Origin of the sequence: Microvirga sp. 3-52, from assembly GCF_018383585.1 — a bacterium.
GTDB lineage: Bacteria > Pseudomonadota > Alphaproteobacteria > Rhizobiales > Beijerinckiaceae > Microvirga.
Map to the genome: position 1 here is coordinate 24,433 of NZ_JAHAMK010000036.1, position 20,384 is coordinate 44,816.

Below are 20,384 nucleotides of genomic sequence, written 5' to 3' on the forward strand. Positions count from 1 at the left end.
GTTTCAGTTGACGGATCCGGGGCGGCGGCCTTAGAGAAGGCTTAGTGCCAGAGCGATCTTCTCCGCTTCTGGAGGGGTGGCCGAGTGGTTTAAGGCAGCGGTCTTGAAAACCGCCGTGGGTGCAAGCCCACCGTGGGTTCGAATCCCACCCCCTCCGCCATAACCCTTTGGTTGTTATATGCAAAACTTGTTGACGCGAATAACGAACTTCTGCACGCACTGCGTGCATGGCAATTTTCCGCGACAACATGGAAGCAACACACATGTTGTTGCAGAAGGTCGAATTGCGGATGTCCTCCCGTCAGGAGGCGTTTTCGGCAGGTTTCTGACCTGATCTGATTCGTGGCTCAGTCCCAACAGACCTCCGCGGCTAGGTATTCCGAGAGGACCATTCTGACGCGGATCCCAGGGTCTTGTGTTACGGAGTATCGGTAGACCCCTTCCTGAACGATGACCCAGCCGCCCGAGAGGTCGTGGCCAGTCATGATCCGCGTCATCATCCGACTTCCGACCTCCGGCCAGAAACCGCTGTCTCCAGGATCCTCAAAGGCGTCCCGTCCTTCGGCGGTGAGTGTTTCGAGCGGCCTTGACCACACGATGTCTGGTTCTGACAACATGGGTTCGCCGTTCTCGAAAAACGCATGGCCTCGGGCGTTCTTTAGAAGTACGCGGTCAATCCGCATCTGCTCCGGCTTCCAAACGTGCCGGGTCTCACCACTTATTGTCCGGTACGTGGTTTTCGACTGCTCAATCCTGGCTCGAAGGCTTTCATTCGTCCGTAAGATTCGGCTAGCTGCCGGATTTGATTGGGCACTGGGGTCGGTCGTCCCTGAGAGAACGCTTCCCAAGAACGCCACGAGGTACTGCTCGTCTAGGGAGAACCCTTCATTACAATCCTTGCAGACTTTAACGACTGGAAGGTTCTCAGGGAAAGGCTTATGGAGGAGAGTCTTTGTTGGGACGTGGTCCCGATTGGTATCCAGTTCGGCGATCCATCCGCCGCAATGAATGCACCAAGCCTGCTGTCGTTCGTCGACGAACTCGTCAATATGCTTCATTCACGGAACCCTGGTGGAGGATGCTCATCCGAGTAATACGCGGCCTGCGGACATGCCGCGTCAATCGTCCCGTTCAATGGAGTCATAGGGCTGGTTGCGAGTGATAGGGTTCCTCTTGCGCAGTGCCCGCAATCCTTCGTCTACGTGAGCCTCCAAGGCTTGGAAGAGTTCCCTGTATGCGGTCGCCGCCTTGATATCCTCAGGTACATGAATTCCATGCGCCTCGATCCTTGTGCAATCGAACGGGAGCGTGGGCCAAGCGCCGCCAGTTATCCACCTGTATGGCGAAAACGAAGGTAGTATTAAGCCAAGATACAGGTAATGGCGATGTATCTCCTGATACTCCCTGATCTCCGTTTCGTCCTCAAGCCGGTGGATGCCAGGAATACCAAACGGCTCATAGTAAGTATTGAAACCGCCGTAATTGTTCTCGAGCGCCCAGGACTGGGCCTTTAGCCATCTCTCAAAGAAAATATCCTGGAACTCTTCGAAGGTCACAAGTTCAATGTTCGTCGAGCTCGCAGCCTCGATTGACCCAGACTGAAATCCCGCCTTCGATATGATATAGCCCCGGTTGGCGCCTGCCTCATGGACGACCGTCCGGAATGCATGGACAACATGCTGCGGGATGGCCGCAGTCCAATTCTTGCACTCGCATATGATCTTGTGAACGATTCCCTCCACCCGATCTTCCGCGAGCACGTCGATATTGGCGCTACCTCGAGGAAGCGTCAGGGTGACTTGGCACTCGGCCTGCATCCCACATTCCCGGAGGATGTCCCGAACTGTTGTCTCAAGTTCCTGCCAAGTTCCAGGGGTTCGACTCGTTATCAGGCGCGGCATCCAAATCTCATCGTGCAGGCGGTTCCGGCCCGATCCCGATAAGGGGATGGGCAAGCCTGATTGATGGCTTCTGACCTGCCCGTCAACATTTTGAGCGATTTCCAGCCCCGTACAGCGCGTGTTTGGGGTCAGGTGGTATGATCCCTCATCCCAAATCGGGAACGAATCCGGTCGAAGGCGCGGTACCCTTGGGAGGGCCTCCCGGGACAGCGTCCCCCCTCAAGGATTCGACGGCTTGGGCGATCCGCCTCAGATCAGTGACGCCTTCCGCCGCCACCGCGGCAGCAGCCAAGTCGGCATCGACCTCGGCTCGCCATGCCTGGAGGATCATATACTCGGGTACACCCGGGCGAACGTGGATCGCGAGTCGGTTGATGTCGTCCTCATGAACACGACGGTTCACCCAGGCCCGGGTTTCTGGATCGTCGACACGCTGGCAGAGGATACTCAACGCTTCACACCGTGAAGCAGGCCGCCTCAGGTCCTTCATCAAGCGATCATACGACGGACGGGACGAGTAGCGCCCTTGCCCCAACTCCCGGCGACGGAAGGGACTTGGCACCCCCAACTCGTACTCGTTCGGAGGACGGTCATCCCCACCTTCCTCGCGACGGTTCCGGACGATGAGGATCACCTCGTCATGCGGGATCTGTCGTCTTCGAGGGAAAGGGGCCATCAACAATCCCGCCATAAGGGACGATACGAGCACGACACCGAACAGGATCTCGCCTTCCAGGAAGCTCCGCCCAGCCGACCTTGATCTCTGCCGAGCCTTCTGCGCCCTAGCCCTCGCAACCTCGCCACACGTCGGCTGCCTGCGCTTCTTCGTCATGAACACCTCCTGCCACTCTCTTGATGAGGTTCGCTGAGGGAGGGTTGTTCCTTGCGCCGGTACGAAAGAATCCATCAAGCGGCATTTCATGCCTGACGAGGTCCGCGGCTGTCGGGCTCTCGGAAGGGGGCCAAGCCCTTGCTCAGCGCGCCTTGTACCTGGCATTCGGTAGCAATAACCACAAGACCTTTTTATCCTCCCGGAGCGATGGTCTCGTGTTGGATCTACGAGGGCTCCCGCGACATGGCCCAAGGGGCGGCAGAGTTGCATAAGCTTGGACGATCCGCGACCTGCTACCGCCTCGGTTGTACCTAGGAAGCTTGGCCGTTATCCCAATGCTCATTTGCCTACGCTTCCGCGGTCTAGTGATGATGCGGCGTGTTCAACAACTGCCCATGAGGAACGAATTCTGACGCCCTCGCGAAGAATCTGCCCCGGAAGGCGGTTTCGTGAGGGAGGGGCAAACCAACGGGCGAACGTAACCTGAAATCGCAAGTCGCCGACCTGCCGCGCAGATCAAATAGGGGTGACAATGCCATTCATAAAGATGAACCCTCAATCGAGAAGTTTGTCCGTCGATTTATCCTCTCTAGGTTTCAAGGACGGCGACATCGTTCGCATCAGCATTGCAGGCGATTACAATCCGGCAACTGGCTCGGAAGACCTCTTCTACAATAGGGACGCATTCCAGTTCCTGGGCTTCAGCTACGGTGGGGATCAAGGGGATCTCTACATGCGTCCCTATTTCATCGTGATGGGTTCCCAATCCTCCCTCGAGCTCCGAAACCTGGACGATCCCCTTGAGGACAACACGGATCCGGACAACGACTATGGCGTCCTCATCGAGAAGGTGGACCTCAGCATTACCTCTGCCGGAGCTGATCCCGGCAGAATTGAAATCACGGAGGGCGAGCCCCCCGGAAGCGTTCGAGTGAAATTGTCCCAACCCGTCGATTTCGACATTGATCTCATGATCACGCCGAACACCCCGGGATGGGAGTCCGAAGCCGCAGCCGTGCCGACAGTCCGTGTGCCGAGAGGCACTACGGACATCACCCTCCCTGCGATCGTCGGACTGCGCGATGAAGAGATCGAGGCGGAGGTTGCCCGCGGGAACCTGTGGATCCACGCGCGCCACGCAAATACGGACAAGCTCCTTTCAGTCACCGGCCCATCGGGTACGACCCTATCCCAGGCAGAATTCGTATTCGACATCAAGGACCGGGTCCTCGCCGGCCTCGAGCCGGGCGACGAACAGAGGGGATATGCCTGGGCGGAGGGCGTTCTCTCCTATTGGGTTGGGGTGACTGACATCTATGCGGCTTTGGAAGTCGTCAAGCACGGGAAAGAGAGCAAGATCGCGTTGGACGCGGCAAAATACGCGCAAAAGCTGAGTGCCTTTGCCAGTTTCGCGGGAGCAACCATCGATTACGTCGCCATTGTGAGCCAACTTCGGTCCAAGATCGATAAGGCCAACGATCCGACAACGACACCGGAACAACGTGAGAAAATCATTCACGATGCCAATCGTGATGCCATGGTGCAGGCGCTGGACAAAGCCGTTGGCTCGGTGTTGCAGGCTGGAACCGCGGCATTCGCTTCAGGCGCCGTGACCTTCTTCGTGGGAGCGGGGGTGGCAGCCGCCTGGCCAGTCTTCGCTGGCATCGCGGCCGGATACCTACTTAATCTCACCTATGAACAGTATATCTCCGGTAAGGTGAAGGCGCTTGCAATCGAGCAATATGAAGCACACTCCCTCCACCAGTCCCTGGACCTAAGCAGCGTCACGGATGTCAATGGCAGTCCCCGATCAAGCGAAACCCTTTCCGGTCCTTCCTACCGGAACACATTTTCATTCGACGTGAGCGCGATCACGGGAAAGGACGTGATCCGGAACTTCCAGAAGGTGGACGTCCTTGCGACCTCGAAGGCCCTGCCGGACAAGGACAAGGACGGGATCGTCACGTTCGGCAAGGGCGGATTGCTGGATTTCGACGGGAGCGGGAAGCAAAAGGACACCGTCCTGATCAAGGGTGTGGACGGGACAAAGGGGCTGCGTCTTCTGGGCAAGGATTGGGACGACTCGTTCGTCTACGCGACCGCGAGCGTGCGCCCGGCCGGGGCCAAGGAAAGCAAGATCGGTAACGATCGGCTGTCCGGCGACAAGGCGGACAAGAAGGAGAACATCTTCTTCTTTGACACCGCACTCGACCTTTTCCTCGGGGACGACGTAATCAGCAATTTCGGACGGAAAGACCTCCTAGTGACAACCACGAAACTGTCGGATCCAAACAGGGACAACCGCATCGATTTCGACATCTCGAACAAACTCGCGCTATCCGGTGGTGTCGGTGGGCCAAGTGATCCCGGCATGCCCGGGGAGGGTGGCCTCGTGTCCATGACACAGACGAAGGGCAAGGCCCTTTCAGCCCTGGAATATGACGGTGCGGTCTCGAGAGGCGGCGTGAAGTACTACGTCTACAGCATCGTGGGCACGCGAGCGACAGACGAGGGAGACCTATTTCTATGACGCAGGCGTTCATGGATCTCCCCGACCAAGCGCTTCGTGCTGGGGTCGAGGCTTCCGGTCGCTCGGGGACGCACCCTCCGCTGTCGTCTTCGGGCGTGTATTAAAGGAGCACTGAAATGAAGCAGGAAACCAATGCGCCACCACCTTCTTGCCGGCCGTTGATTGTCCGGCTCCGCCGCTTAGCACACTTCGCGTTGGCAGGCGCTGTCATCATGGGTGGTGCGCCATTCGCAAGAGCCATCGCGAAGGATCTTCCCGCGAAGGCCGTGAAACTGTCGGCCACCGAGGTGCGTGCGCTCTACGAGGGCAACACTTGGAACCAGAAAGACGATTGCTGCGGGTTCTACTTTGCATCAGACGGCACCTTCATCGGGATGGGGCGCATCCCGGGCAAGGGCGACCTGGTGCACGGCACGGGCAAGTGGACCGTCGATGCGGACAAGATGTGCATGGTCGGGACATGGACCAACAAGGCCGGAAGCGGAACCCACGAGGAATGCTTCATCCACGCGAAGGCGGAGGGAACGATCTACAAGAATTGGGCCAACGGGAAGAAGGGCGATTGGTGGTTTTTCCGGCAGGCCAAGCCCAACCCTGCGGACGAGGCCAACAGGGTGAAGCCCGGCGACTCCGTGACGCCTCGGGTGAACGCCTTCAAAGCGTCGATCGGGTAAGTAATCGAGCTGATGCCGACGAAGTGACCTCCTCCGCGTGACCGCAGGAGGTTCCTCACGACGAACTCCAGGAGGCTTGATGCCACCCGCGCTGTCCCAAGTGACACCTTGGTGACAGACCACTTTCCGTGGCTTGCTGCACGGGGCCGAGGAGACATCCATGGGTCATGCGGTGGCGACACCCATGAACCAAGCGAATACGATCAGGCAGGCCCGCTAGGCCCAGAACATGACCCTGGAGCACCTCGCCACGCCGATCGTTCGTAAGTGCCTTGTTCAGAGCAATACGGAAGACCAGCACATTGAACCATGAACTCGCCTCGGCTTCTTTCCGAGCCATCGTGATCGCAGTCTGGATGTGCGAGACCGCGAGTCTGATAAACGTCACCAACAAGGCGATTAGGACCTGGAACGTCAGTGGGATAGGAACCAGGAACGCCCATGCGATCACGATGACGCCTAGAAACTGGAACGATACCGCGGACAACATCGTGCCCCGACGGCCTGACGCTGTGACGATCATTGTAGCTCCCACCCATTGAAGGCGCCCAAAGAAGGGGGTGACGGGCCTCCTGTCCACAAAACGATGCATTTCCAAGGCCGTACAAGCCCATCTTCAGGTCGGCTGGTATGATCCCCTATCGGAATCTGGGCGCCGCTGGCTCGTCCTCGACGGTTCGACGTCGGGCCGCATCTGGGAGGAAACCCACCCTCTGGCCGTTCGCCCCGGGAGCGCCGTCGATGCCACTCTTTCTGTCGAGCCGCCTACGGGTCTCGGCGAGAACCCCTTCCACTCCTTCGGCCGCGAGCTCGGGATGCTCCTTCAGGACCGTGCGGGCCTCGTCGAGGAGCTTGAATTCCTCCTTGGCCTTGGTGGCCGCATCCTCCCGTTTCCTGAGCTGGTCGTTGAGCTGCGGCCGGAACGACACCTCGTGGGTTTTGATCTTGTTCCCGTAGGTCTCGATGTGCTGCTCGATCTTCGCCTTCCTCCCGTCGTAGTCCTCAATCACGGCCCGGTGCGGAGCCGCATCGCGCTTCCAGCGCGCCGTGCGGCCGGTGATCCATGACTTGAAGCCGGTGGGCTTCTCGCCGAGGAGGAGGAGTTGGCGCGCGGCCTCGTCCCTATCCTTTCCCTTGGCGTAGAAGAGCTTCGTCGAAGCCGCCTGCGCCTTGGCGAGATTTTCACGAGCATCCCGGAGCGTCTCCGGTTCCACCACGGGCGACTTGCTGAAGGCGAACGTCTTCTTGGCCTCCCGCTCGCGTGCGTCGAGTTGCTCGGTGACCTTGTCGACGGCCGGACGCATGGCTTCCGTGAGTTGCGCACGAAGGCCCGCGATGTCCATTCGAGCCAGGCCAGCTACTGCTGCGAGCCTCCGTGCTTGCCAAGCCGCCCTCTCCCTTCGCGGATCGCGACGAGATGATTCTCTAGGCTCTGGAGCCGCTGCTCCTGCGCGCCCAACGCAGTCGCGATCTGCGTCAGGAGATCCTTCACGTCCTGCAACGGATCGGGCATTTCCTCGCCCTCCTCCGACGGGGCCAGGAGTTCCAACACCTGCTTCGACGCTTGGTGGGCACCCTTCGCTTCCTGAAAGATTTTCCACTCGGCCTCGGTAGCCTTCGGGGCCGGCTTGGTGGACCTGGCCGGTGAGGAATTCTGCTGCTGCGACATCATCCAATCCTTTCATTCGAGCGGCGACGGCCGCACGCTTCTCCTTCACGAGACGGTCGACGGAGCCGATCTCGATGCCGTCCTGCGTCACGACGAAGACCCCGTCCTTCTTGCCCGGGGTGACGTCGAATCCCTGCTCACGCAGGGCGTTCCGGAACGCTTTCGCATCGTCCGAGACCGTCCACGCCCGGGCGATGAGCTCCTTGGCCTCCGGCAGCTCCACGCCCTTGCGCTTGAGTCCCTGACGCTTTGCCGGTGACGCCGCGGAGCGGGGCCTCTCGGGATCGGCACCGTGGGCGGCCTCAAGCCAGTCGGCCACGTCCTCGCGCCCGTTGGCCCGCAGCCATTTCAGGCTCGACGCGTGATGGCGGCCGAGGGTCGGCTTCTCGCCGAACTCGTACTCGACCAGTCGCATCGCCGTTTCCATCTTGATGATCTCGAAGCCCGACGGGATCACCTTGCCGCCGTAGGCCCGCTGGATCGCGAAATGCCCGTGCAGGTCTCCATCACCGCCTATCCGGTCCTTCCGGTGAGGGACCATCGCACAGGGATGGTCGACCGCCCCGAAATGCTGGCGGACGATCTCGCCGGCACGACGCATCTGATCGATCGTCATCGAGATCGAGGGCGAGATATGGAAGTGGAGGAAGGCGGCATCGGCGCCCGCGCCATCGCGGGCAACCTGCATGTCCTGCAACAGCTCGTTCAAGGTCGGCGCGATGCTGTTGACGATCTCAACGTCCGCCTCGCTCGCGTCCTTGAGCAAGTGCGCTTCCAGATTCTGGGCGTCTCGGCGGGTACGTCCGTGACGTACGATGCCGCCGATGCTCACGGCACGTCCTCGAGGGTCGCACGGACGACGGCACGCAGCGCGCGCAGCTCGTCGACGAGGGCATCGACGGCGGCTGCCGTGGCGATCTCGCCGGCAGCGTTGGCCTTCAGGGCGAGCTGGTTCGCGTTGTTGCCGATCTTGTTCACCGCGCCGACGAAGGTGTCGACCGACTTCGCGAGACGATCCTTCTTCGCGGTCATGGGAGGCAGGGGCTGCTCGGCTGCGTGAAGCGCGAGACGGCGCACCCATGCCGTCGGGCCGACGCCGCGGGCCTCCGCCGCCTCAACGACGGCCGCATGCTCTTCCGGCGTGAGCCGGAAGGTCATGAGCTTCGACGTGCGGCGGTTCTCGGAGCCCATGGTCAGTCGTCCTCGTCCTCGTCGTCGACGGGATAGAGGGCATTGTTGACCTGGCGCGGCAGGTACTCCTCGAACACCTCGAGGCTGCAATCTTCCTTCATGACGTGTTCGGGCTTGGGAACGAGCATCTGCATGAGGGCCATACGCTCGGCAGAATTCATGCGGTCGTAGGTGAGCGCGAGGATGCGCCCGAGGTAGAGGTAGCACTCCTCGGCGTACCCATTGCCGCCGCACCAAAGCAGCTCGCCGATATCGTCCATGGTGTCCACGCCCCATGAGACGGCGTATCGATCTTCCGGCTCGGTGATGGTCGCGTAGCACATGGCACCGCCATCGCGGGCTGGGCGGGCACGTAGGTTGCGGCGGTCCACGCCGGCAACACGAGCCGCGACCCGCAGGGCGATAGCCTCTGTGGGCGCATGGACTCGGATCTTGATGGGCTTATCGGTCATGGCAGCCTCCATCAGCGCGGCGCGAAGCCGCGCTCGCGGAGAGCGGCTTGCAGGGCAGTCACGGCGCTGACGATCAGGCGAGCCTCGCGGTCATCCGCGGCGAGCTGGTCAGCGTCCGACCAGGAGAAGCGCTTCGCCATCTCGGCGAGCGCTTCGGCTTGGTCGGCCGGAAGGGTGAGGGTGATTTCGACGTCTTGCATTCGAGGCTCCTGTCTTGGGGGTCCACGGGGGCTTGCCCCCTGGCCAGATCGGGCGGTTCTACCGCCCGCTGCTGGCTTACTTTCGAGGCTTCCCCTGCATGGAACGATTGCGGGCTCATTCCGCCGGCGCAAACTCAGGCTGCGTGCCGACCTTTCAGACCTAGGCGTGCGGTCGCCCATAGGTCGGTCGGATCGGTCTTGAGTTTCGCCCTCTTCGGGAGTTTGGCCTCCTTCGGGGACTTCATCTCCGCTCGAAGTCTGTCGACGATCGCCTCGTATTCGAGATCGTAGCGTTCCCGCTCGGTCCAGTCGTCCGGAGGATCATAGGGGGGCTTGATGACGTCGATTTTCGCTTTCGGAAACTCTCTCAGAAGAGAATTCAGCATCGGCCAAGCGGCCGATTGGTCTCTAGTAGGCACCACGTCAAGCGCCGCGTGCGCGTCACTTGACGTGCCGTTGTGAACTCTAAGGGTCCCGGCTGTCGCCGGTTTGGCGGCTGGCGCCGCCTTGGCCTTCTTCCTCGCCTCTGCGACTTCCTTCAGGATCGCAGGGAAGGCCATAGGTGTGATGTCGCCGCGCCGGAGGGCCCGAACCTGCGCCCGGCGTTCCGGCCGCTCAGCGGCCGTGAGACACGCCTTGGCGGCCGCGTTGACGCGGTCGGTGATGTTGGCCACCTGTACAGGCTTGAGGCCATGAATGTCCTCGAAGATCTGCATGGCGATCTCACGAGCCTGGCGAAGGTCGGAGTCCATATCCCAGAGTGACGTCTGCCGGTCGTAGCCCACGACGATCGCGTGGGGCGTGACCCACGGGGTTGCGGTGCGGGACCACATGAGACCGCGCAGCACGTTGCGAGGAGCTTCCTTCTCTTCCTCCGGCTGCTCGACGGGTTCGAGGATCTCGCCGGTCTCAGGGTCAACGAGCGGAGTCTCCTCGGGCTTGGCCTCGCGCTTGCGGACCGGCACGATGACCACAGAGTCGGACTCGCTGTCCCAGACGGTGCGGAGGTCTGCGTCCCCAAGTGCTCTGCGCCATGCCTTGAAGGCACCGAGAGGCTGGACGAGTTTCGGTCCCCTCTTCTTCGGAGTTCCGGAGACGACCTCCGTGAACTCGACGAAGGCGTCGATGTCTTGCATCAGGTGCTCAAGGTCCTCGCCCTTCAGGCAATATTTGATGGCCTCCTGAGGCTTCTCCAACTCGCCGCAATCCCTGATCCAAAAGCCACCGTTCGCTTTGCGGAGGGTGGCGAGGTAGAGGCTCCACTCGTCCTTGGACAGGTGCCTGTCGGCAAGGATCACCAAATTGACATGGACGTGGAACGTCTTGCTGATCGGGTCATAAGGGAACTCGGTCGCCCGGAGGAGAACGTCGACGCCCATGTCCCGGAGTGCCTCGGCCACCCGTTTCACGCGGATCCTGACCTCGTCGATTCGGTCGGCGAGCCCTTCGATGGTGACGCGCTCGCCACCCGTCAGGACGACGTACCGGGCGTTGTCCCCACGCGGGTGACCCTTGAGGTAGGCCTCGAGGTCACGGCAGATCGGCCCGCGCATCTCGTGCCATGCGGCGGGGAGAATGGTCCGACGCTTCCAGCGCTCGGCCGATTGCTCAACAACCCTGCCGGTGACGAGGTCGACGAGGCATGCGCCGTCGGAGGCCCGACGGTAGCTCTCGCCTGTCATGTGCTCCAGGATGTCGGCGACCTCCGTCGTGAGCTCGAACATGATCTTGCGGTTCTCTCGCCCGGCCACCCACCTGCGGAGGCGGACGTCCTCTTTGAAGCGGTTCGCGGAGACCTGGATGCGGTCGGCGAGGGTCCAGCGGCCACCATCGTGCTCAAAGATAGCGTTCGGCTTCTTCTTCTCCTTGAGGGCGGAACGGACACAACGAAGGTCGTCCAGCTCCGGAGATGGGCGGTCAGACTCCGAGGGGTCAAACGCCAGTGGAGCCGCCATTTCTGGCGGAACAGTTATTGCCCCTCCAAGGCAGCCCTCGCTGGCGCGCACGGCGGCAACGCTCTCGGAGGTTGCACCCGGGCGATGCAAATTTTGTTGACGGTTCGGATCAGAGGGAGGCGTCGTATGGCTGGGGGTATGTCCCAGCCTGGCAATCACCCGTCAGAACGACGGGCAGGTTTGACGCGTGCGATGCCGGTGATCATCATGGACCTCGTTCACACGCCCCCCGCGAGCGCCTGCAAGCGCGAAGACCGGGGGGCTCCTGTTTTCAAGGCTGGCTTTCGGCGGCGTATGGGTCAACCCGGGCGGCCGTCTTCGACCCAAGATCACTCCGGCTCCCCTCGACAACGCCTCCTCCAACTGACGATGCCTTCGTTGTGCCGGTCGGAAAGCAATCCAGAGATGTTCCTGAGTTCCCAGTGGAGGGACGAGATCGCCCTTCGGATGTCGCTCCCCGGGGGAAGGGCCGCCGCCTCGACGGCGTCCTCCAGTTCGGAGAGAGATGCGACTGCCTTCTCGGCCCAAATTCGTGTCTGAGACACTTGGGCCGCAGTTGCAGCCTGACGATCCCGGCGCCGAACTGAACGTTCCGCAGGCGACATCGCTTTCTTCCCGTTCTTCGGCGGACGGCCGCGACGCGGCCTGGACACTTTGGGCTTGGAAGCCATACAGAGCTCACTTTTTGTAGCGCACGAAAATGCCGAGTGGGCGTCCTCCTTGCAAGAGAGAGGTGTCTGGTCCCCCGGACCAAGAGGTCCGGCTCCGGCCCCCAAGGGCCTCACGCCCCTCGCAGGGGCGACCTGGATATGCCCGGGTCGTGCTAGCCAAGGCCAGCACGACCCGGACACGTTGTCCTACAAGCCAACGGATTTCGCCATGGGCTTTCGGTATTCCGAGCTGGTACCTGTTACATGCTCCGCCGCTCAGGATGGCGGCACATCGAGAGGTATGATACGCAGCGTCCTCAAACGTCGCTTCCGCTGGCTGGAAGATCTCTCCCAATACCGCATAGAGCAACGGATAGTATGTCCGATTATATTTTTTCGTCCGCTGAGAAATGGGCAATATATAAGGTCCATGGAGAGCGATGTTACTTGTGTCGCAAGCCTGTTGATCTGAGATCAATGCAGGTTGATCACATCATTCCCGAATACCTTTTGTCGCGTCCCAGCGAATTGGTCGGGCATTTGATCAGTTATGGATTACCGTCTGATTTCGACCTGAATTCCTACGAGAACTGGATGCCATCATGCAGTTCGTGCAACAACAAGAAGAGGTCTACCCTTTTCGAGGCCACCCCTATCTTCCAAATCGTCTTGCAAGAGGCGAGAGCCAAAGCCGACAAGTGTAGGAAGGCCGCAACCCAGGCCATCTCGGATGCTGCATTGGCAAAAGCGTTGAATGTCGTGGAACGATCGGTCGCGGACGAATCCTTGAATTTGGTGGATTTGGAGCCTCTGATCGTTGCGTTCGCCAAGGCACGGCCCGATGCCCTGAGGGCGCTCAGGGATCGCGTCAGCTCTCACATCATCGAGTTCAAAACCTTTGGCACGGCCGACCCAGAGTTCCGCATTACGCCATTCTTCAAGGTTCTCTACACTTCCGGAGCGATCAGAGTCGTTCAGACTCCATTAGGGACAGGCTACGTCCCGACTGAGGAGAAGCCGCATAGTAGCTTCTACTGTGGTCACTGCGGCTCGAAAGGTCCTTGGAACGGTGCGCGATGTCTCTCCTGTGGAATGCTCGACGATGGTGACTAGGGTTTTGACACCGGGGAATAGCCAGTCAGAGGCATGCCGAGAGATCCGCCGGTCGGTGCCATGAGAACGCTTCTCAAGGCACCGCCCCGTGACGGTCCTCACGCTGCGACTTGATGTTGGAAGTACGACGAGCTTTCCCCGAAAAGCTTGAGGCGCCGTTCCTCCCGGGTTGGATTCAGGTACCGCATGAGCATTGCCGGAGTCTTATGTCCCGACTGGGACATCATCGTCTTGATGTCGACGCCACGGGCGGCCATTCTTGAAAGCGCCTCATGGCGAAGGTCGTGAATACGAAAACCGGATACCTTTGCCGTAGCGCGTGCCAACTTCCATCGGTAGTCCACTACCCCCTGACCAGGGAAAAGCAGTTCATCATCGTCCAAGCCCCGTATGTGGTCACAGAGGTCAGTCCAAGCTTGGTCCGATAGGAGGACCTCGCGGGTCGTGCCATTCTTCGTATCCGGCAGGAGAAGACTCCTTTCGCCATTGCGGACGGTGGCCACGGTGAGGCCAAGTGCTTCGCCTAGGCGCATTCCCGTGTCCAACAGGACGCGCCAAAGAGCGAGCATTCCTTCCCCATCTCCTCCTTCGGTCAGAGCCTTCTCGAGGCGGCTTTGTTCATCGCCGACAAGGCGCCGTTCGCGCCCAGGTCGTGCCTTGGGAAGAACGCCCTTCCGTTGGCTCAGCAAATCTCGGACTGGGTTTTCGAGATCATAGCCCCAATCGGATTTGGCGTACCCGAACACCGCCGACAGCGTGTTGATCTCATTCCGGATCGTCTGCGGTGCCTTTTTGGCCCGCACCCGCTCGTCTCGATAGGTTGCGATATCGGACCGAGCGATCGTGCGCGTGGGCCGGTCTGCCAGTTCATGGCGCATCCAACGCTCCAGGAGAGTGGCTTCCTTGGCAGCGCCCTTCTTCGTCGGCGTAACCGTATCCTTGTACCGCTGGATGGTGTCCCGAAGCGGCCGGTCCTCGCATCTGCCCGACGTTTTCCGATCTTCCAAGCGCGGATCGCGCCACGTTCCCAGCTTGATCCCGGTCTCGATACCGTCGGCCCATGTCTGGGCCTCGCGCTTCTTCGGAAATGTCTCCGAGATCGACCTCGCGGCGACTGGACCTTGAAATTCAGCAGGGATTCGAACCGTAACGGTCCATCGCCCTTTATGCGGCCGAAAGCTTGCCATGTTGATGCTGCCCCTTTTCTGGCAACATATAGACAACATGAGCTCGAACGCAGTCAATTCCCTTTGTAAGTTAAGCCTTTGGCAGCGGTCTTGAAAACCGCCGTGGGTGCAAGCCCACCGTGGGTTCGAATCCCACCCCCTCCGCCATCCCCCGCAGCTAAGTCACTGAAACAGAGTTCAAATTTTTATTGTTAAGGCGGCCACCTCGCCGGCCTTCCCATCTGCAGCGACAACATCTGCTTTCGACGGTTGTGAAAATGTGCGCCGGGTCGCACGTCACAGCGCCGTGCCGGCCGCATTGCGCTCGCCTAGAGTGCCCCGCTGATTCGCATGGCAAAGACCGGGGCGCTATGGCAGCCATTCTGCGCAATTCCTCGCGGCTCGACGGCTGCTCGGCCTCATTGTTGGTCTGACATTGTGGGGCTCCGAGGCTGAAGCTCAACCTTGGCGGGGCAAGGGGGCGAGGTTAGATCCCCGCCGGCAGAACTGGATGAACAGGTGCGCTTTCAACATCTGAGCCATCGCGCCGGACGTCCGGGAGATCTCCTCAGACCGTCGCTGTTATATGCTTATCAGAGATAAGGAAATGAATGATCGTAACAAGCTGCAAGGGTAGCACTCGGTGACAGCCGCGGTGCCCTTAACGGGAGAATGTAAACGTCACCCTGCTGCACGGAAAGCCGGACACACGAGCACGCTGGCGATAGCGCACAGAGCTTTCCCACCCATCGGAAAATTGATCGTCCTTGCGTTCTTGGCAGCCCAACACGAACCGACCAGTCGGATGGCGCATATAAAAATCGTGCATCAACGACATGTTCAGAAGCCAGCCAGCTCCGTTGGATTCAATCGTCCCACCCTCAAAGTAGTAGCTTGCATTGCCTACCTCGACGCCACTGAAGCTCGCGACTACATGCCGGTTCTTAGACAGTATGGCCGAGAAAGCTTTGTTTTTTGTAAGTAAAATTCTGATAAAATAGTATGATGGATTCAATAGAAGTAGAAAATGTAAAAATCTGGGCTTTCTCAGTTTGTGTAGCTTCCGTCTCAACATCATGAATTTTGCGTAGTACACCTTGTGAAAAAGTGCAGCCGACGTTATCCCATATTTTATTTCTATTTTAAACGGTTCCAACTCATCCTTTGCTTTCTTTACGCTCCGCTTGATATTTGTGCTTATCGCCTTCTGATAGTCCTCCCAAGAGTTCCAGCGGGCGAAATCTACCGCTTCTGTCATGTATCTTTGCACGTCTGTGACCGTCACGCCGGCTAACGTGGATAAGCAATGTTCCCGAGGCGGTTCGAAGCTCCAATCCGAACCGTAAACATACTGCCCGGGTCCCAATTCGTTCAGTGCCATTTCCATGCATGTCGGCCAGGCATCATGGTACTCGGGAAGAAGATGCAGTCCACCGGCAAAGATTCTCTTGTTCAGCCCGAATCCCACAGCGAACTGACCAATTTTTGTCGAGTGCTCTGTTTGGCAATGCAAAATATTATATGTGTAGATTCGAAACGGTATGTGACTCCGAATTTGTCGAAACCTAATCCATCCGCTCAATTCCATATGAGATGCATTACATTTGATCGCAAATGCGTCCCAATCAGAAGGTGAGTTCTTCACACGCTCGACTTTGATAGTCCTAATTTCTTTCATGCAAAATCCAGATCTATTGATGACCTTCCAATAGTGGCACTTTACCCGGCCCCTGAACTCAAGTCACGACGTGTTTCCATCTCTCCAGTTCTATGTTGTGTCTCTTTAGTCATAAGCTGAATGAGCGACTGTGCGGACTGAATCCACAGCTTGCCTTCTTCAGATCTCAGTGTCGGACAGTTCAAGTATTTTTGCCGAGAAAGGACCATCTGCTAGAGATTGCCGACGTTGCGAACGTCAACTGGATGGCACGCAACGCGACAAGAATGGCAACTCGATCGAATGGCTGTCGAAGGCAAAAGCACATCCAGCGCTCCCGTACCAGCATTGGGACGTGCAAATGGATCATCGACAGCGGACCTTCGGGCGAACGAAGAGGAAAAGACCTGGTTGGAGAGGCTGCCGCGCGAGGCGTGAATGGAAGTGGAGCAGATCAGGCCGAATGATGATGCAAGGATTGATCGGCGTTCATGAGGCGGTGCGGGGCATGCGCGCTCGATGTCCCACCCGACTAGTCGCAGTCATCATAGTGCCAGTTGGAACCTGGAGCGCGGTATGGTGGCCCATCCATTCGGCCCATCTCCAAAAAGCTGCTAAAAAGCCGTCGTATTCCGGTCAGGGGGATAGCAGCTGGTTGCGCGCTCGGTCGAAGCAAGTGGGTCATGGCGAGCCCTCCATATATGATCTTCCCAGCTGGGTTAGCCTCTACTTGAATACGCAAACTCGCAACCGAGCCATATGGGGTACCCCGTGCGGTATCCTGGTCCAAGACGTCGATATGAACCAGGGAGAGGGGTACGGTAAGATCAATGCAGGGCGGCAGATTAAGGGAAGCGTCTAGACGATGTTCCAGTAATTCATCGCCGCTGCTGTTCCGGCTTGGGCAATAACAATGCCAATCTCAAACGTGCCGTCTAGATCCTGGTCCGAGAAGACATAGCCCCTGTTTATGCCCGGGTTGTAGAGGAATGCATGGGTGATTGTCGCACTGTCAAAGAAGCTCTCGGCGCTCGTAAGGGCAGCTTCTACAGTCGTTGCACTGGTGGCAGCCTCACCATAGTTCGAGGCAGTTCCGTCGATACTTAGGTCAATTCGGTCAGCTGCCGCGCTCCAATCGGCTATCGTGCTGACCAGCGCAGAGGTCGTTCCAGACGAATACAGCCCGAAGCTGAAGGTATCGGCCCCGCTTCCGCCAATCATCCAGTCTGTTCCAAGCGCGCTACCCAAGGTGTCATTGCCGTCTCCTCCGTCCAGGGTGTTATTTCCGTCCCCGCCATCCAGCCTGTCGTTTCCTGCCGAGCCATACAGGTGATCATTGCCGCTCGATCCGGCGACGGTATCGTTACCGGTTCCACCGATGACGATGTCATTGCCTACATTGCCATTCAGGAAGTCATCACCGCCGGCGCCCATCAGAGTATCATTGCCATACCCCCCGGACAGGTTATTTGCCTTACGGTCACCCCTCAGCATGTCATCCGAGAATGAGCCGACAACGTTCTCAATCCCGAAGAGATGGTCCGAGCCCTGGCCAACAGCCGTTTTGCGGGCGAGGTCAACTGTCACGGCCGCGTCAGACGAAAAGTAAGTCGTGTCGATGCCCACCCCGCCGTATAAGATGTCGCTTCCATCTCCTCCATCCAGCCAGTCGTTGCCGGCCCCACTGTCGAGTATGTCAGAGAGAGCCGTTCCGATGATTGTGTCGCTGTCACGTGTTCCAATGATGAATGCCATTGCTTGCCTCTTTAAATTCCAGCCGGCAGTAATCTTTAGTCAGCAGATCCGTGCGCTAAAACCTTTTATATTACTTGATCATTAGTATGTATGCCATAGTAAAACCGTGCGCTTAGCGCCGACAAATGATAATATTCATCAGTCATATTCTGCTAAATGCTTGAACAAACGTAGCTGGAATTCAGAGATTCGGACAGACATTCAGAAGAGGTATTTTCACTAGCTGCCAATGCATCTGGACTATTGACGGAATATTTAGATGGGATCTCCGCTTTTTTGCCTCAAATTATAGGTTCGGCAGGATCAGAAGAGTTCGACCATTTCGCCGGTCTCAAGAAGGGAGATGCCGCTGCCTCGCAGGAGAATGTCCCTTTGCATTCTGAAGCAGAACTGAGCCGAAGAGCGATGTCAGGTTTGCTGGGAAACAGCCTGAACCACACAGAGCCCTGCCAAGACGTGACGTTGCTCAGATGGTGAATTTGTGAAGCCTCCAATCATGGGGACCGCACAGCATCCTCTCGCGTGTGATCTGTTACCAACCCTGACACGAGCATCGAACTCCATCTCGAAACCCTTGTCAGACAGCCTTTCATAAGACCGACACACATTCACGCTCGACGGTTTGGCGTAGAAATCATGCGCATATGGCTCGAGGATGCGTCAAATCGCGAACGCCATAGCTGGACGAGCTAAGGCGTGTGGACAATCATTTGAGAGCCGTGAAGCGGGCGGCGAGAAAGATCATGGCCTCAAAGCTCTGATCGGTCTTGTCATAGCGCGTGGCGATGCGGCGGAACTGCTTCAAGTCACAGAAGAAGTTCTCGACCAGGTGACGCCAGCGGTACATGGCGAAGTCACACGCAATCTGGCGCGCGCGATTGGCCTTGGACGGGATAACCGCGGTCGCACCACGGGCATCGAGCTCCTGGCGCAGCACATCGGTGTCGAAGCCCTTGTCAGCGATCAGAGCGCTAATCTCGAGCCCCTCGAGCAAGGGATCGGCTCCAACGCTGTCATGACGCTGGCCCGGCAGAAGCAGGAAGTCCGCCAGATTGCCAAGCGCATCCACCAGGGCCACGATCCTGGTCGTCAGGCCGCCACGCGAGCGCCCGATGGCCTGACCACAAGTCCCCCTTTAGCGCCCGTCCCGTGCTGGTGGACGCGGATGATCGTGCCATCGATGAGCGCGTACTCGAAATCGGGATCACCGGATAGAAGTTGGAAGAGCCGCTCGAAGATCCCGGCCTGGGCCCAGCGGCGAAAGCGCCGGAACGCGCTGTTCCAGGAGCCAAACGCCTCGGGCAGGTCGCGCCAGGGTGCCCCGGTGCGCACCATCCACAACACCGCCTCCAGAAACAGCCGATTGTCCGAGCCTGTGCGACCCGGATCGCCGGCCTTCCCAGGAGCAATGGCGCGACACGCTCCCACTGTTCGTCCTTAAGCACCAACCGATTCAAAGCTGACCTCCAGTTTGCAGCCTCGAATCAAACTTTCTCTACGGCGGGAATCCCAAAGGCACCTGAATGTCCACATGCCTTAGCACAGCATTGAGCGGTGTTCAGGAACTCCACAACTCTGAGCTGCCGGGGGGAATCCTCCGGCATTGGGCAGCAAAGTCCACCAACTGTCTGCCACCCCTCTCACGTCGCGCCATCGAGATCCTCGATCATGGCCGCGAAACCGTGAACACCCTCCCGCGGCCAAAGATGTCCGACGCCTGGTACTTCCATGTGCCGGGCATGAGGAATGCACCGTGCGGCCGCGCGTGATGGAATGGCGAAGACGGGTCGCGTTAGACTACCGTGGGCGATCGAGACGGGCATCCTCAATGCCGCAAGATCCTCGCAGGTGATCTTCGGTGGCGTCTCCTGAGCCATCAGGCGCGGCAGTGAGTGAAGGTTGTCGCGAACGATGGTCCGGTATTCCGGACTTTGGCGGTCTAAATAGCCGTCTCCTCCGGAGCCGTCGATCATCAGGCAAGCGGCTTCTTCCAGATCACCATTGTTTACGGCGGTAGCAATCTGTCCGTAGATAGCCTGGGCATCCCGCCCGAAGGCGGACAGTTCCACCGGATCGGTTACATAGCTCGGCACGCCCGGTTCGTAGACCATCACACGTCGGAACAGGTCCGGCCGCCGCAGCGCGGCCTGGAAGGCGACATGACCGGAATAGGACCAAGCGACGAGGTACACTGGGGCGAGGCCGAGAGCCTCCACGAACGCAGTGAGGTCCTCGGCGTGCGTGGTGACGCCGAACCGGGGGCCGTCATCGCGCCAGGGCGTGAGGCCGAAGTACCGCTGCGTGTAACCGATGCAGCGGTAGCGGGGTGACAAGGCCTCGCAATGTCCTTGCCAGATCCTGAGGTCACCGAGCGCTCCGTGCAGGAACAGGATCGGCCGACCATTCCCAACATCGAAGTATTCGAATACATCGCCGTTCAGGGCGACGCGACGGAGTTCATTCATGGCGGCTCCTTATGGATTTCTGTCTGATCGCCTAAAGCGCTTTTGGTCTCAGTGTAGAGCATAGCCGGCATGCCTGATCCAGCCTTGAGCATCCTTTGCGCTGATGGTGTCGAGGGCTGGTTTGAGCTCTGCCTCCAAGGCTTCAAGGCTACGTGGGGCTTTTGCCTTGAGCCG

At 59.0% G+C, this 20,384-nt stretch carries 15 protein-coding genes, 1 tRNA gene and 1 pseudogene; 5 read left to right on the forward strand and 12 right to left on the reverse strand.

Translation table 11 applies throughout. The features are described from left to right. Positions 1-70: 70 nt before the first annotated feature. A tRNA-Ser gene (locus KHP60_RS21135) sits at positions 71-160 on the forward strand. A 187-nt stretch (positions 161-347) separates the two neighbouring features. Here KHP60_RS21135 and KHP60_RS21140 read toward each other — a convergent pair. After that, positions 348-1,058, reverse strand: a complete 711-nt coding sequence (locus tag KHP60_RS21140; protein ID WP_213566273.1) for a hypothetical protein — start codon at positions 1,056-1,058, stop codon at positions 348-350. Between the two features lie 60 nt (positions 1,059-1,118). Beyond that, positions 1,119-1,901 carry a restriction endonuclease gene (locus KHP60_RS21145; RefSeq protein WP_213566274.1) on the reverse strand — a complete coding sequence of 261 codons (783 nt, stop codon included), beginning with the start codon at positions 1,899-1,901 and terminating at the stop codon, positions 1,119-1,121. A gap of 235 nt (positions 1,902-2,136) precedes the next feature. Between KHP60_RS21145 and KHP60_RS21150 the strand changes: the two genes are divergently transcribed. The 3 genes from KHP60_RS21150 to KHP60_RS21160 all read left to right on the forward strand — a co-directional run bounded on the left by KHP60_RS21150 (position 2,137) and on the right by KHP60_RS21160 (position 5,937). Next, positions 2,137-2,367, forward strand: a complete 231-nt coding sequence (locus tag KHP60_RS21150) for a hypothetical protein (RefSeq protein WP_213566275.1) — start codon at positions 2,137-2,139, stop codon at positions 2,365-2,367. A 934-nt stretch (positions 2,368-3,301) separates the two neighbouring features. Then, positions 3,302-5,263 carry a hypothetical protein gene (locus KHP60_RS21155; protein WP_213566276.1) on the forward strand — a complete coding sequence of 654 codons (1,962 nt, stop codon included), beginning with the start codon at positions 3,302-3,304 and terminating at the stop codon, positions 5,261-5,263. A gap of 212 nt (positions 5,264-5,475) precedes the next feature. Next, positions 5,476-5,937 (forward strand): DUF995 domain-containing protein, encoded by a 462-nt coding sequence (locus KHP60_RS21160; RefSeq protein ID WP_213566277.1) that lies wholly within the window; start codon positions 5,476-5,478, stop codon positions 5,935-5,937. Positions 5,938-6,575: 638 nt separating this feature from the next. Here the strand turns inward: KHP60_RS21160 and KHP60_RS21165 are convergent. The 5 genes from KHP60_RS21165 to KHP60_RS21185 form a co-directional block, all read right to left on the reverse strand. Beyond that, positions 6,576-8,438, reverse strand: a complete 1,863-nt coding sequence (locus KHP60_RS21165) for a hypothetical protein (protein ID WP_213566278.1) — start codon at positions 8,436-8,438, stop codon at positions 6,576-6,578. After that, entirely contained in the window at positions 8,435-8,797 is a 363-nt protein-coding gene (locus KHP60_RS21170) for a plasmid mobilization protein (RefSeq protein ID WP_213566279.1), read from the reverse strand. Before KHP60_RS21170 ends, KHP60_RS21165 begins: the two co-directional genes overlap by 4 nt. Positions 8,798-8,799: 2 nt before the next feature. Further along, a complete protein-coding gene (locus KHP60_RS21175) occupies positions 8,800-9,249 on the reverse strand; it encodes a hypothetical protein (RefSeq protein WP_213566280.1) in 450 nt (149 codons plus the stop codon). Positions 9,250-9,260: 11 nt separating this feature from the next. Beyond that, complete coding sequence (locus tag KHP60_RS21180) at positions 9,261-9,449, reverse strand: hypothetical protein (RefSeq protein WP_213566281.1); 189 nt, start codon at positions 9,447-9,449, stop codon at positions 9,261-9,263. Between the two features lie 134 nt (positions 9,450-9,583). After that, entirely contained in the window at positions 9,584-11,173 is a 1,590-nt protein-coding gene (locus KHP60_RS21185) for a hypothetical protein (protein ID WP_213566282.1), read from the reverse strand. A gap of 1,358 nt (positions 11,174-12,531) precedes the next feature. Between KHP60_RS21185 and KHP60_RS21190 the strand changes: the two genes are divergently transcribed. Next, the gene (locus KHP60_RS21190) at positions 12,532-13,167 is read left to right on the forward strand and encodes an HNH endonuclease signature motif containing protein (protein ID WP_213566283.1); all 636 of its coding nucleotides are present in this window, start codon (positions 12,532-12,534) and stop codon (positions 13,165-13,167) included. 98 nt (positions 13,168-13,265) lie between these two features. Here KHP60_RS21190 and KHP60_RS21195 read toward each other — a convergent pair whose 3' ends face one another. The 5 genes and pseudogenes from KHP60_RS21195 to KHP60_RS21215 all read right to left on the reverse strand — a co-directional run bounded on the left by KHP60_RS21195 (position 13,266) and on the right by KHP60_RS21215 (position 20,210). Beyond that, positions 13,266-14,354: a site-specific integrase gene (locus KHP60_RS21195; RefSeq protein WP_213566284.1), complete on the reverse strand. Its 1,089-nt coding sequence runs from the start codon at positions 14,352-14,354 to the stop codon at positions 13,266-13,268. A 640-nt stretch (positions 14,355-14,994) separates the two neighbouring features. Further along, entirely contained in the window at positions 14,995-16,011 is a 1,017-nt protein-coding gene (locus KHP60_RS21200) for a hypothetical protein (RefSeq protein ID WP_213566285.1), read from the reverse strand. Positions 16,012-16,848: 837 nt separating this feature from the next. Beyond that, complete coding sequence (locus tag KHP60_RS21205) at positions 16,849-17,745, reverse strand: calcium-binding protein (RefSeq protein WP_213566286.1); 897 nt, start codon at positions 17,743-17,745, stop codon at positions 16,849-16,851. A gap of 706 nt (positions 17,746-18,451) precedes the next feature. After that, a pseudogene (locus tag KHP60_RS21210) lies at positions 18,452-19,202 on the reverse strand (IS5 family transposase). Positions 19,203-19,385: 183 nt separating this feature from the next. Then, positions 19,386-20,210, reverse strand: a complete 825-nt coding sequence (locus KHP60_RS21215) for an alpha/beta fold hydrolase (protein ID WP_213566287.1) — start codon at positions 20,208-20,210, stop codon at positions 19,386-19,388. Between the last annotated feature and the right edge of the window lie 174 nt (positions 20,211-20,384).